This window comes from Neobacillus niacini (assembly GCF_031457145.1).
GTDB classification, from domain to species: Bacteria; Bacillota; Bacilli; order Bacillales; family Cytobacillaceae; genus Neobacillus; species Neobacillus niacini_J.
On the sequence record NZ_JAVDVZ010000017.1, the window covers coordinates 76,191 to 90,225 of the forward strand.

Here is a 14,035-nt window from a genome sequence, read left to right on the forward strand (position 1 = left end):
GTTCATATTGCAGTTAATTAGGATACCATTTTTCTATTACTGGAAAAGCCTCTTCCCATGCTTTTGAATACTGACCTGGTCCAGTCAGCTCTATCCCTAATTCAATAGCAGCTTTTAACGGCCAATAAGGGTTACGTAATAGTTCTCTAGCAATAAAAATTAAATCTGCCCGATTATTTTTTAAGATTTCTTCTGCGTGATGAGCGTTTGTAATTAAACCAACAGCTCCTGTTGCAATTCCAGCATCCTGCCTAATTTTTTCAGCAAGAGGAACCTGATAGCCGGGAAAGACATCGATTCGTGCAGGCACAATGGCTCCAGAACTACAATCGATCAGATCTACTCCCTGTTCTTTTAACCTTTTGGAAAAATAGACAATGTCATCAAGACTATTTCCCTCAGGATGGTATTCATTTACGGATAAACGTACTAACAATGGCCCATCCCATACTTCATTTATTACATCAATTATCTCTTCCAGAAATCGGTAGCGGTTTTCGATTATCCCGCCATACTGGTCATTTCTATGGTTTGATAATGGAGATAAAAACTCATTAATTAAATAACCATGTGCTCCATGAAGTTCAATGACATCAAATTCTGCCACTTTTGCTCTTCTGGCTGCTTCCTTAAATTGGTGTATGATTTCTTGTATTTGAGACAGGGATAACTCATTTGGTACTCGTTGACCTTGTTTATATGGCAAGGGCGATGGAGCGTAGATTTCACCTTCTATATCAGCCTTTCTTCCTGCATGTGAAATCTGAATTCCTGCCTTACTGCCATATCGATGAATTTCTTGGACAAGTTCACTTAATCCTTCAATATGATGTTCGTACCAAATCCCCAAGTCTTTCATGGATATTCTCCCCTGCGGATGGACGGCTGTTGATTCAAGCATAATCAATCCAACTTGCCCCATTGCCCTGCTAACGTAATGCATATGATGGAATTTGCTTACATGTCCATCTCTGTTAAATGAAGAAAACATACACATGGGTGACATGACGATTCTATTTTTAAACACTACATCTTTAATCGAAAATGGTGTAAATAATTTAGTCATTATCTTCCTCCTTAGCAGTTTTCCTCAATCCAAAAAACCCAGAGCTAGATCCAAAAAAACGTTGAATCTTGCCGCTGAGTTATATCCACTAATTAAGAAATAAAAGTATGAGTTTTATTCCCCCATAGATATTCAGCATTTAATCATTCACTTACTTTAGTGAAACGCTTCCAAAAAAACTTAATTAATCATTTCAGTTATAATAATGAGAATAAACGATTATAAGTCCATCTCTTTGGCAATAATTTCTTTTTGAACTTCGTCAGTACCCCCGCCAATTCTCATTAACCGAGCATCCCGCCATTCTCTGGAGATTGGATATTCATTCATATATCCATAACCACCGTGAATTTGCAACGCTTTATCTGCCACTTCATAATAAACTTTAGATGCCAACAGCTTTGACATAGATATTTCTTTAACAAGTACTTCACCTTGATCATATTGAGCAGCCGTATAATATAACAGAGCACGGGCAGATTCAACTTCGGTTTGCATTTCAGCCAAGTAATGTCTTATGACTTGGTTCTTTGACAGTGATTGGCCAAATTGTTCACGTTCTTTAGCATATTGCACAGCTAAATCCAGACATCTTTGGGCACCCGCAACACAGGCAGTAGCTTGAATTAAACGCTCTCCATTTAATTGCCACATAAGCTGCTTAAATCCTTCTCCTTCTTTACCAAGCAAGGCACTATCCGGGACGAAGACATTTTCCAGGAAGATTTCTGCAGTATCTGATGCATGCATCCCGATTTTTTCCAACTTACGTCCGACAGTATACCCTTCTAAATTACTGTCCACTAAAAAGATGCTAAATAACGGTCTGCCATTTTTTTCTCCCGTCTTTGCTATTAAAATTTGATAATCAGCTCTTATCCCATTTGTAATAAAAACCTTGGATCCATTGATAATCCATCCACCATCTGTTTTCTTAGCAGTCGTCCGTATTCCAGCCACATCTGAACCAGCAGAAGGTTCGGTAATGCCAAGTGCAGCAATTTTTTCTCCAGCTATTGAAGGCGCAAGATAGTTTTGTTTCTGTTCTTCTGTACCGAATTTTAAAATTGGATTAGTTGCCATTAATGCCTGTACATTAAATGCCATTCCTAAGCCTGCACAGCCTGATGAAGCAATTTCCTCTGTTACAGTCATGGCTGCGAAGTAATCTAAGTTGCTGCCGCCATATTCCTCAGGATAGCGTACTCCGAATAACCCCATTTGCCCCATTTTCCTAAAAATTCCATTAGGAAATCCATTCTTTTCCCATTCTTCAATATTTGGAACAATTTCCTTTTGTACAAATTTGCGAACAGTTTTTCTTAATTCCTGATGATTCTCCATTACTTCATATTTCATTTGTATTCCCATCCTTTACCTTTTCAATATTTGTCAACTAACATATTCATTCACTAATGCTCCATTTAAGGGTTAACAATCTTTTAAATAGAATCCTCCTATTACCTTAAGCAAAATAAAAAGCCCAGCAAAAAATAGCATATCGCTTTTTTTTGCTGGGCTTATTTATGAATAAAGATTGGCTTTTTTGAAGAGTCAACCCTAATAAATAACAGCTTTTATTTAATTCTTGACCTTATTTTATAAATTAGCCTGTTTAAAGTCAAGTATCAATTTTCGGAAAATATAAAAAAGTTTAATAATTTTATACAAATCTATAAAATACCACCGCTTTTCTTCTTATAGGTATCCGTTTCTGTTAAAGATCGATAAATTTCATTTATGTTTTATTTTTAATATTGACATTTACGCATATCTGCCATAATATTTTGAATAGTTCTAATAAACATGAAAGCGCTGTTATTTACCGGGGTGAACCAAAATTTACCTCTCTTAGTAAATAAGTCCAGCATAAAGTTATTTATTTACTTTATGCTGGACTTTTTTTGTTTGTCTCATCCCAATATAGGGATGTCACAATATTAAAAAGTATTAAATTAAAGGAGGAGATTTTTAATTGAGTTCTATATTTTTCTATCACTAAAGTTGTTTAATATGTAATTTTAACTGAATATCTTATTCTCTAGTAACGAACAAAAATGAATTAAAAAGGGGTTGAGCTATAGTGTCTAAAAAGGGTAAAAAACTCCACTATGCATGGTGGATAGCGGTAGCTTGCTGTTTTATTTACGCAGGGAGTGTTGGAGTTATTGTTAGTTGTGCCGGATTATTCTATAAATCTGTGAGTACTGAATTGGGAGTCGGTACAGCAGATATTGTTTTTTATACAACACTAATGTATTTTGTGATAACCATCACCCTTCCTTTTGCAGGAAAAATCTTTTCCAAATTTAATATACGCCTAATTTTGACAGTGGCTGCACTAACGGATGCCCTTGCATTTGGATTAATGGGCACATATACATCTGTTTACCAATTTTACGTTTCTGGTGTATTCCTTGGTATCGCCAACTCCTTCTTAATTTATGCAGCCGTACCATTGATTATTAACAACTGGTTTAAGCTTAAAATGGGCACTGTTCTGGGGCTGTCCATGACATTCATGGGTATAGGCGGGGCTATCTTTGCTCCCATTGCCGGATATCTAATTGAAACGATTGGATGGAGAAGCTCTTATATGACACTTGGAGTGCTTGTTGCTGTCTTAACACTTCCTTTTACCATTTTTGTTATCCGAAAGGATCCAAAGGAAAAGAACATGACTGCATATGGGGCGGAAATTGCTGAGGAATCTTCCAAGAAGGTTGTTGAGGAATCAGGAACTCCTCTCAAACAGGCAATTAAATCAGTTCCCTTCTACGGTTTATTTATTTTTACAGGTCTATTAGGTCTAGTGGTAACGGTAAGTTTTCACATTCCAAATCATCTTATGTCCGAAGGATTCTCTACTTCATTTGCTGCATCTGTCGTTACGTGTGTCATGATTGGACAAACATCCGGGAAATTTCTTTTAGGCTGGTTAAACGATAAAGTCGGGATAAAGATTACCAATTTCGTTGGAATCGGCTCAGGTATGGCAGGAATCCTGCTCATTTTATTTAGTGGAAGCTTAGGGGGTATTTCTCTATTTATTGGAGGACTTGCTTTTGGTATTGGTTATTCCTGTAGCACTCTGTTACCGCCATTCATGATCAAAGCCGTTTTTGGTAATCGAGATTATGCGTCCATATATTCCATGATCATGGCATCGTCTACTTTAGCGATTGCCGTTGGAACAACTATCTTTGGATTTGCTTATGACATAACTGGATCCTATTATGCTGTATTCCTCGGCGTATTAGCTATCCAAGTTATCGCCATTCTTTTAAGTTTCATGACACTAAGAAGAAAAGCTATGGCCGCTAATAACAACACATATTTAGCTGTTAATGAGAATTAATAGATTTTCACATCATGAATAGGGCGATATGTATGTTATTAAGAGAGAATCCAATTGAAGGTGGATTTACGATTCAGTAATTATGATAGTTGATTTACATAAGATAAAAATACTTCATCAAAAAATGAATAAAAATTTTTATCTTGGTAAACGACTTCTCGCAGAATATTTATGAAAAAAGTTCTAGTCTTTCAGCTAGAGCTTTTTTTATAACATCTATAAAGATCTCAACAAGACGAGAACGACATTAGCGCATATGAATGCAAACAAGTAATCTTGCGCCCATATTATCCGAATTGGCTAGTTTGCTTTTCAATATGGTCGTTTCAGCAGACCAGATTCTATGGATGTTTTCAAAGCGCTTTATTCAGAAGAATATATAATAAAAAAATTTAATAATTAATGTATAATAGGTTGTATATTCATTTATTTAGTTTATAAAAGGAGTTCACAATGGAACTTTTACAATTAAAATATTTTAAAGTAGCAGCTAAATATGAGCATATGACAAGAGCAGCTGCTGAGCTTAATATCTCCCAACCAGCATTAAGTAAGACTATAGCGCGTTTAGAAGATGACCTAGGGGCACCTTTATTTAATAGACAAGGAAAACAGATATACTTAAATGAGTTTGGCAAGGCCTTCCTAGAACGGGTGAATCGTATATTTTTAGAAATAAATGAAGGCATCCTTCAAGTACAAGACATGAATAGTCCTGAGAAGGGAGTCATATCAGTAGCTATGACTCTTCCTCACATCATGACCAAATTTTTTGGCGATTTTCTAAAAGATCATCCGCATGTCAGAATAAAACATAAACAAGCTTCTTCTTCCGAAATGAAGTATCTATTAGAGAATGCTCAAATTGACTTATGTATCTCTACTAGTCCAATACAAGGAGAAAATATTGAGTGGGTTCCCTTAATAGAAGAAGAAATATTTTTATCTGTTCCTCATACCCACCGATTAGCTGACCGTAAAATGATAAATCTTAATGAAGTTTCAGATGAAACTTTTATTGGATTACCCCAAGATTATGGATTCAGGGAAGTTACAGACAAATTTTGTAAGGAGGCCGGATTTACACCTAATACTGCTATTGAACTTGAAGAATCCTGGGTGATTCAACAATTAGTAGAATTAGGGTACGGAATTTCCTTTATTCCTAATCTTTCGATCCTTAGGGATTCAACACCTAAAACTGTGCGAATTAAGATTAATCATCCAGTTTGTAAAAGAACGATAGGTATTGCTTGGCATAAAAGTCATTATTTATCAAAAGCTGCTATAGAATTCCGTCAATTTTCAATTGATTTTTTTAAACATAGTGTTAAAAATTATTATTTATAACAATACCCCCTATTTTTATTACCAAAGGCGCCAGGTACCTCCAATCACGGGTGTTACATAGCGTGCGATTAATTTAACGCGTTCCACATGCTTTAACAACTCCTGAGCCTTAAAATAGGCAGCATCCAAATGATGGATGCTGCCTATTTACTTCACAACCTTCACTCCTAAAATCTGCTATTTTTCTTTTTTGCATCCTGAAAATAGCGATGACAATGCGCAACGAAAGCCTCTGAAATTTTTGTCGGGTATAAATAACGATGCTTTAATAAGCCAATCGTACGTGTAAACTTCCTATTTTTAATTTTTAAATGCTTTATTTTATCTTCATATAGATTAACAGATGTTTCGGGTGTAAACGCTGCCCCACGTCCATTTTTTACAAGCTGTAAAATCGTTGTTGCTTCTTCTACTTCTACTCGATAATTCGGTGTATATCCTACTGATTTACAAAATTGATCTGTAAATTGACGAAAACTGTATCCCTTTGTTAAGCCGATAAAGGGAAGGTTATCTAATTCCATCAAGTCAATTGTGCCTGTTTTCGCTTCTTTGTATGATTTTGGCACAGTTAAAAAAATTTCTTCTTCAAATAATGGTACCCACTCGACATTCGGATGGTCAATCTTCTCTGTGGTAATACACACATCATATTTGCCATTTTCAATAAACTGTTGCAAGTTTTCTTTCGATAACGGAACTTGTAGATATTTCACATGTGGATATTCATTAAAAAATAAATCTACGATATTTGTAAATGTGTAGGGAAGTGTTGTAACGATCGATAAATTACCACTTCCTTCACCTCGTCTCTCCTCCAATCCACGTTCTAAATGATGTAATTCTGAGAAAATACGCTCTGCTCGTTTAAATAAAAAACGGCCATTTTCATTTAATGAAATACGCTTGCCATTACGGAAAAATAAATCCATTTCTAGCTCTGCCTCGAGGTTTGTAATCGCCTTACTTAATGCTGGTTGCGAAATCAATAGTTCTTTAGCAGCAAGCGACATATTTTCCCATTTTGCTGTTATACAAAAGTATTTTAATTTTAAAAAGTCCATCATAACCCCCACCTTTTATAACTAATAGTTATAAGTAAATAATTAATAAGTATTTTCCATTATATCGAAATGTGTATAAAATGTGAATTGTAAACGTTTTGTGAACAATTTGTGAAATATTAACGAATTGTAAAGCACAAATGAATGCGTATACATTCTTAGCAAATAATAGGAGGTTATGGGATATGCGATTAAAAGATAAAGTTGCAATTATTACAGGAGCAGCATCAGGTATGGGACAAGGTGAAGCTATCCGTTTTGCGAGAGAAGGCGCAAAAGTAGTAGTAGCTGATTTAAATGTAGAAGGTGCACAGGCAGTTGCTGATGAAATTAAAGCCTTTGGTGGGGAAGCTATTGCTATTTCAGTAAACGTGATGAAAACCGAAGATATTCTAAACTGCGTAAAAGTAACAGAAGAGACATTTGGTCCAGTTGATGTATTAGTAAATAATGCAGGTGTATTCGATAAATATGCTAAATCATTGGATACGACATTAGACCAATGGAATTTCTTCTTACACATCAACCTAACCAGTGTATTTGAATTTTCAAACGCTGTATTACCAAGCATGATCGAACGCGGTACTGGTTCAATCGTAAACATTGCTTCTATTGCAGGTCTTGTTGCTGGTAAAGGTGGAGCTGCTTACACAGCTACAAAACACGGTGTAATTGGATATACAAAACATTTATCTTCTGAATATGCACGCTATGGTATTAAAATTAACGCCATTTGCCCAGGAACAATTGAAACACCTTTAGTAAAGGATGTTTTAGCTGGTATCCCTAAAGATTTAGTTCCAACTCGCACTTTTGGACAAGTAGATCAAGTAGCTGATTTAGCTGTATTTTTGGCATCAGATGAAGCTAAGTTCATGAGTGGTGCCATTGTACCAATCGATGGCGGATTCACAATTCAATAACTTTATCATGTAAAGCATCTAGACTTATCAAAAATGACAAAGTGGAGAAGCAACAGTGCTTGCTTCTCCATTTTTATGAGGTGGAAATATGAATAAGCAAGGTAAAATTCATTATGCTTGGTGGATTATGGTGGCAAGTTCTGCGATTTATGCCGCAAGTGTTGGTATTATCGTTAGCTGTGCTGGTTTACTGTACCGTGCAGTAGCCGAAGACTTTAATGTTGGTGTTTCTGAAATTAGTTTATATACATCATTAATGTATATAACCATCACTATTTTATTACCTTTTGCAGGGAAAATATTGAACAAATTTGATATACGTTATATTTTAACAATGGCTGGTATTATTAACGCATTAGCATTTGGGTTAATGGGTACTTATCATTCGGTTTTCCCATTTTACATTTCGGGAATTGCGTTAGGGATTGGTAGTACATTCTTAATTTACGGTTCTATTCCATTAATCATAAATAACTGGTTTAAAGCAAAAGCTGGTACTTCGTTAGGGATCGCAATGGCATTTATGGGAGTTGGTGGTGCCATTTTCGCTCAAATTACAGGTGTCCTGATTGAATCCATTGGATGGCGTTCAACATATATCGTATTGGGTGTTATTGTAGCCATATTAATCTTACCATTCTCTATTTTTGTCATTCGTTCAAAACCAGAACAACTAAATATGACTTCTTATGGTGCGGATGAAGTTGCTGCGACTGCTGATTCTAGTGTTAGCTTGAAAAACGCACCTGAAACAGGTGTATTAAAAAGAGTAGCGATTAAATCTCCTGCATTTTATTTAGTTATGTTATTTACAGGATTGTTTGGTTTGGCTTCGACGGTTAGCTTCCACGTACCAAACTTTGTACAGTCAGTAGGATTTACAGCTACAATGGCTGCTACAGGAATAACTTGTGTAACAATTGGTCAAACAGGTGGTAAATTCTTACTTGGGGCAATTAATGATAAATTCGGCATTAGAACGGCTCTATTTGTTGGTATTGGATGTGGTATGGTTGGTGTAGCTGCATTGCTTATTTCTGATGCATTCGGAATTGCTATGCTTTATGCTGGTGCATTACTATTTGGAATTGGGTTCTCTGGGTCTACCTTACTCCCTCCAGTAGTCATCCGTGAAGTATTCGGTGGACGTGATTATGCATCAATTTATACAACCATTATGTCAGCTTCTACGTTAGGTGTAGCATTCGGTACAACATTATTCAGTTACCTGTATGATTCGACGGGTTCTTACTATATCGTATTCATTATTGTAATTGTGATCTTTATTATTACGATTTCTTCTAGTTTATTCTCTTTAAATTGGAAGAAAAAATTAAATTACTAATCCTCTGAGTGATATTAAACCTTATGTATGTACAAGCTGTGGATTTATAGATTTTTACGCAACAGAACCAGAAAAGTTTAATTAAAACGTAATTCGGAAATGGTTATGTTCTTTAATATAAAGGGGTCTATGTTGAATATGGCGATATTATAAAACGCTCAAAGCTTTTTTGCTCTGAGCGTTTTTTGTACCAAAAATGGCGTTAATAAGCCTGTTAATTCATGTGCTTAATCTATTTCAATTTTACCGAAAATTGTCATCTTGTGCTTCAAAACCGAACCCTTTAGTGTGAGAGCGAATCGTCTTTTTGTCCAACTAATTAGGCTGCTACTTTATTTTTTTCTGTATGAGTCTTAGTTGTTTTTCGGATAAATGGTACTACCCATCGATCTAAACCGTATCTTCCTGCGTTGTAACCTGCTGTTAAGATAATGAAGCCTAAAAAAATGTCTGTTGGGTTATATGTTCGTCATACAATTGGCAGCAGACTTCTCTGTGAACCAACGGAATATCAAATTGTACCGGTCGATAACGGGTGGGAAATCTCATTTATCCTCGATAACGGTTTAATAGAAAAGAGGCATGATTCAATCAAACGTTGAATCATGCCTTCTTTTTTTAAAGCACCTCAATTGCTATGAGCTTGCTGTTTCCCCTGAATATGGAACTGACTATCATACATACTGAAATAAAACCCTTTCTTCAGTAAAAGTTCTTGATGGGTGCCCGCCTCAATGATTTCCCCTTGATTCACGACGAAAATACGATCGGCATTTTCAATGGTTTTCAAGCGATGGGCAATGATAAAGCTGGTCCTTCCTTCGGTTAACATATTGATTCCCTTTTGAATTTGTATTTCCGTATTTGTATCAATGCTCGATGTGGCTTCATCAAGAATCAAAATATCTGAATCAGCTAATATCGCCCTAGCAATGGCTAGTAATTGGCGCTGTCCCTGACTTAAATTGGACCCGCCAGAGGTAATTACAGTATGATAGCTTTCAGGCAAATATTTAATGAATTGGTGTGCCGAAGCCATTTTGGCTGCCGCTACGACTTCCTCATTTGTTGCCTCTAACCGTCCATAACGAATATTTTCCATTATTGAACCTGAAAACAAGAACGTGTCTTGAAGCACTACTCCGATTTTTTTTCGCAAGCCACTTACTTGATAATCACGAATATCGCGGCCATCCACTTTTAGTTCACCAGCAGTCACGTCGTAAAACCTCATTAACAAATTAATGATCGTGGTCTTCCCTGAACCCGTTGGACCCACAAGGGCAATTTTCTCACCGGATTTGACATAAAAATCAATATTTTTCAAAATGGGCGAACCTTCCTCATACCCAAAGTGAACATGGGAAAATTCAACATCACCTTGCAATGAATCTACCGCAATCCCATTCTCTTTATCTACTATATCGGGTGTCTCATCCATGATCTCAAATACACGCTCCGCACCAGCGATCGCCGACTGGAACAGGTTAAACAAATTCGAAAGCTGGCTAATCGGGCGAAAGAATTGTCGTGAGTACGTAACAAAAGCGGCAATAATTCCAACGGTTGCCATCCCCTCTACCGTCATGACCGCTCCAATCCCGATGACGAAACATAGACCAAGATTGTTAATAAAGTTATTGACGGGTCCGAGAAATCCAGAAACCGTATCAGCAGCCATCGCTGACCCGCGCAATCGTTCATTGACTTCCGAAAATTGCCCATTCATTTTTTCTTCTTTTCCAAAAAGCTTTATGACTTCATTTCCTGAAATGGACTCTTCGATAAATCCGTTTAATTCTCCTAAATCTCGTTGTCTTTTTATAAATGCGCTGCTGCTGTATGTAATTAGATATTTAGTGGTAAAAATGATAAGTGGAACCACAAGGAGTGTCACAATTGCCAGCAACCAATTAAGTGAAAACATCGCAATCGCCACTCCTAGAAGCATGAGAATGGAGGACAAGATTTGGATGACGCTTTGGCTCAGTGCATTATTCAAACTGTCGATATCATTGGTTACCCTGCTCATGAGGTCGCCATGTGTACGTTTATCAAAAAAACGTAAGGATAAGGTTTGCAGCTTATCCACTAAATCCTGGCGCAAATTCCGAATGGTTCGTAACGATACCCGAACCATCATAAAGGTTTGCAGCCAAGTGAACAAAGCAGCAGCTAAATAAACAACCGCAAGTAAACCCAAAAAACGGAGTGTGCCGGCAATATCCTTAGGAATAATGTATTCATCAATAATCATCCCAATCATATAAGGCCCTGCCAGACCCAGCAGTGTAGAAAGGATGACAAAAATAATGGAAGCAATTAATGCTGCTTTTTGTTGTCCCATAAACAACCATATCCTTTTGATGGTTCCTTTCGCGTCCTTTGCCTTAACAACAGGTCCGCTTAACCCTCTCGGACCACGGACTCGATTCATCATATTTGGTTGCGAAGCGGATTTACTCATGCAAGTTCAACCTCCCTTCCACTTTGCGAATGATAAATATCACGGTAAACCTTGCTCTTTTTCAATAATTCCTGATGTGTTCCACTAGCTTCAATTTCCCCATCTTCCATCACAAGAATTTGATCTGCATCCATAATCGAAGAAATCTTTAATGAGACGATAAACACTGTTGTATGAGAGTAGGTCTTTCTTAATGCAAGTTGTACCTCTGCTTCGGAGAAAGCATCAATAGCCGACGTCGAATCATCGAGGATTAAAATATTAGGTTTACGGATAAAAGCACGCGCCATCGATAACCGCTGTTTTTGACCACCGGATAAATTTGTCGCTCCTTGCATAAGCGTATGTGAAAATTTTCCATCGTATCTATTAATAAATTCACTAGCAGCCGCCGATTGTGCCGCTTGCTCCATATCATTTAGTGTTGCTTCTTCTATCCCAAAGCGTAGATTATCCTCGATCGTTCCGGAAAACAATGTGGCTTTTTGTGGTACAAACCCAATTGCGGTACGAAGTTTCTCAAGCGGAAACTCCTTACTATTAACTCCATCTACAAGAATTTCTCCTGAATCTGGGTCATAAAGGCGTGGAATTAGTTTTGTGAGGGTTGATTTACCACTTCCCGTTGAACCAATAATCCCAATCGTTTGTCCAACCTTGGCCTTAAAAGAAATGTTTTTAAGTACATGATTTCCATTTTTACTATAGCTGAAATTCACTTGTCTAAATTCCACTTCACCTTGTATTCCTCCACCAGAATATGGATGTTCAGGTTCAGCGATCTCAATTTCTGTTTCGAGTGTCTGGACAACTCGACCAGCTGAAGGAAATGAACGCGCAATTTGCATTAATACATGGCTGCTGCTCATTAATCCATTCATCATGATGTTTAGGTAATTAGTAAAGGCTAAAATCACTCCAACCTGAAGTGTTCCTTCATTGATCTTTATGACTCCCATCCAGAGTCCTGCGATAATCCCCAGATTGACAACAAACATCATAATCGGCATTAGAGTTAAAATGAACTGTTCAGCCGACATATTTCGTTTGATTAGCAAGTCATTAACATTTTTAAAATGAACCTTTTCATAATCCTGGCGATCGAATGCCTTGATGACCCGAATACCGGCTAACATTTCTTGAAGTTTTGTATTCACCTGATCCATGGCTTTTTGTACCTTCGAAAAAAGTTTCCCGGACTTTACTGAAAAGTAATAGATAAAAGCAATTAAAATAGGGATAGATACTAGTAACACCGGAAATAGTTCTCGAGCAGTAAACCAAACAAACACAACAGATCCGATGAATAACAAAGGCCCCCTTACAAAAACACGTAATGTCATCATGACAGCCTGTTTGAGTGTCTCGATATCATTGGTCAAAATGGTGATTAATTTACCAGTACCAAAGGAATCGATATTCTGACTCGAAAATTGTTCCGTCTTCTTAAACACATCACGGCGAAGATCCGCAGCAACATGAACAGCCGTTTTTGCGGAATAAACCGTACACCCTGCTCCTCCAATCAGCCCAATAACCGCAAAGAGTAACATCATAAGTCCTAGTTTGATGACATAGGCATTATCTTGATTGGCTATACCGGTATCAATCATCTTCTGCATGATTGTTGGCTGTAAAAGATCCATCACCACTTCAATACACATAAAAACCGGTCCGAGGATGGCGAAAATGGTGTATGGCTTAATATAATGCAGTAATTTTTTAATGGCCCTCATTAACTCTCTCCTTGCTTAGTGCTTTTTTAGCCGGCCGGTCATTTCATCGACAAAGGCGATTAACTCATGTACTCTTCCTGGATTCCCACGAGCTTGCTTGAGCGCTATACGAAATTCCTTTTCCCAGCGATCCATTGCTGCCTTTAGCTGGACCGACTCCTCCGAATTCTTCCATGTCATTCTCTCTTTCCATTCAACCCAGAAATCGCCTTCCACATGATGAACACTTTCGTCTATCCGTTTTCTGCCATTCTCATTGAGCGAATAAACCTTTTTATCTGAAGCCGTATCAAGTTCGATTAAATTCTGATCCACTAATTCTTGAAGAGCAGGATAAACCGTTCCGGCACTTGCAGAATAAGCACCATTTGATCGTTCTTCCAACTCCTTCATGATTTGATAACCATGCATGGATTCTTCCTTCAACAAGTGCAAAATGGCAACTTGAACAAACCCTCTCCGTTTCCGCATTTTATCCCTCCTAATTATATCGATAATTATAATCGATATATCGGTTGTTATCAATCGTAATAAAGCGAAATAGTTTAAAAAATCACACAATAGAGTAGGCGCATGAAGAAATTCATGCGCCTCTCAAAGATCCGTACATGCGGGTCATCGCAAACTGTTCCTCAAGGTTGTCCACGATTTTCGTCTTTTCTGAATGTATTTTCATCCCTAGTTCTTTTTCAAGAAGTTTCGTTATTGTTTGGACTTTCACCCATT

General features: G+C 37.2%; 12 protein-coding genes. 5 read left to right on the forward strand and 7 right to left on the reverse strand.

Annotated features, from left to right (window positions below; genetic code table 11):
• Positions 1-13: 13 nt before the first annotated feature.
• Positions 14-1,066 (reverse strand): NADPH dehydrogenase NamA, encoded by a 1,053-nt coding sequence (gene namA, locus J2Y03_RS25690; protein ID WP_396954269.1) that lies wholly within the window; start codon positions 1,064-1,066, stop codon positions 14-16.
• A 219-nt stretch (positions 1,067-1,285) separates the two neighbouring features.
• The gene (locus J2Y03_RS25695; protein ID WP_310199773.1) at positions 1,286-2,425 is read right to left on the reverse strand and encodes an acyl-CoA dehydrogenase family protein; all 1,140 of its coding nucleotides are present in this window, start codon (positions 2,423-2,425) and stop codon (positions 1,286-1,288) included.
• A 724-nt stretch (positions 2,426-3,149) separates the two neighbouring features.
• On the opposite strand from J2Y03_RS25695, the gene J2Y03_RS25700 reads away from it, so the two are divergent.
• Positions 3,150-4,424, forward strand: coding sequence for an MFS transporter (locus J2Y03_RS25700; protein WP_310199775.1), 1,275 nt, complete (start codon positions 3,150-3,152; stop codon positions 4,422-4,424).
• Between the two features lie 453 nt (positions 4,425-4,877).
• Positions 4,878-5,774 (forward strand): LysR family transcriptional regulator, encoded by an 897-nt coding sequence (locus tag J2Y03_RS25705; protein ID WP_310199777.1) that lies wholly within the window; start codon positions 4,878-4,880, stop codon positions 5,772-5,774.
• 167 nt (positions 5,775-5,941) lie between these two features.
• Here the strand turns inward: J2Y03_RS25705 and J2Y03_RS25710 are convergent, their stop codons facing one another.
• Positions 5,942-6,838 carry a LysR family transcriptional regulator gene (locus J2Y03_RS25710; protein ID WP_310199779.1) on the reverse strand — a complete coding sequence of 299 codons (897 nt, stop codon included), beginning with the start codon at positions 6,836-6,838 and terminating at the stop codon, positions 5,942-5,944.
• Positions 6,839-7,023: 185 nt separating this feature from the next.
• Here J2Y03_RS25710 and J2Y03_RS25715 point away from each other — a divergent pair, with 185 nt between their 5' ends.
• From J2Y03_RS25715 to J2Y03_RS25725, 3 genes are all read left to right on the forward strand, one after another.
• Positions 7,024-7,761, forward strand: a complete 738-nt coding sequence (locus J2Y03_RS25715) for an SDR family NAD(P)-dependent oxidoreductase (RefSeq protein ID WP_310199781.1) — start codon at positions 7,024-7,026, stop codon at positions 7,759-7,761.
• An 88-nt stretch (positions 7,762-7,849) separates the two neighbouring features.
• Positions 7,850-9,106 carry an MFS transporter gene (locus J2Y03_RS25720; protein ID WP_310199783.1) on the forward strand — a complete coding sequence of 419 codons (1,257 nt, stop codon included), beginning with the start codon at positions 7,850-7,852 and terminating at the stop codon, positions 9,104-9,106.
• Positions 9,107-9,537: 431 nt separating this feature from the next.
• On the forward strand, positions 9,538-9,708 hold the full coding sequence (locus J2Y03_RS25725; protein WP_310199785.1) for a hypothetical protein: 171 nt from the start codon (positions 9,538-9,540) through the stop codon (positions 9,706-9,708).
• 26 nt (positions 9,709-9,734) lie between these two features.
• Here the strand turns inward: J2Y03_RS25725 and J2Y03_RS25730 are convergent, their stop codons facing one another.
• The 4 genes from J2Y03_RS25730 to J2Y03_RS25745 form a co-directional block, all read right to left on the reverse strand.
• Entirely contained in the window at positions 9,735-11,546 is a 1,812-nt protein-coding gene (locus J2Y03_RS25730) for an ABC transporter ATP-binding protein (protein ID WP_310199834.1), read from the reverse strand.
• Between the two features lie 23 nt (positions 11,547-11,569).
• Positions 11,570-13,309: an ABC transporter ATP-binding protein gene (locus tag J2Y03_RS25735; protein ID WP_310199787.1), complete on the reverse strand. Its 1,740-nt coding sequence runs from the start codon at positions 13,307-13,309 to the stop codon at positions 11,570-11,572.
• A gap of 15 nt (positions 13,310-13,324) precedes the next feature.
• On the reverse strand, positions 13,325-13,780 hold the full coding sequence (locus tag J2Y03_RS25740; RefSeq protein WP_310199789.1) for a PadR family transcriptional regulator: 456 nt from the start codon (positions 13,778-13,780) through the stop codon (positions 13,325-13,327).
• Positions 13,781-13,892: 112 nt separating this feature from the next.
• On the reverse strand, positions 13,893-14,030 hold the full coding sequence (locus J2Y03_RS25745) for a hypothetical protein (protein WP_310199791.1): 138 nt from the start codon (positions 14,028-14,030) through the stop codon (positions 13,893-13,895).
• Positions 14,031-14,035 lie beyond the last annotated feature (5 nt).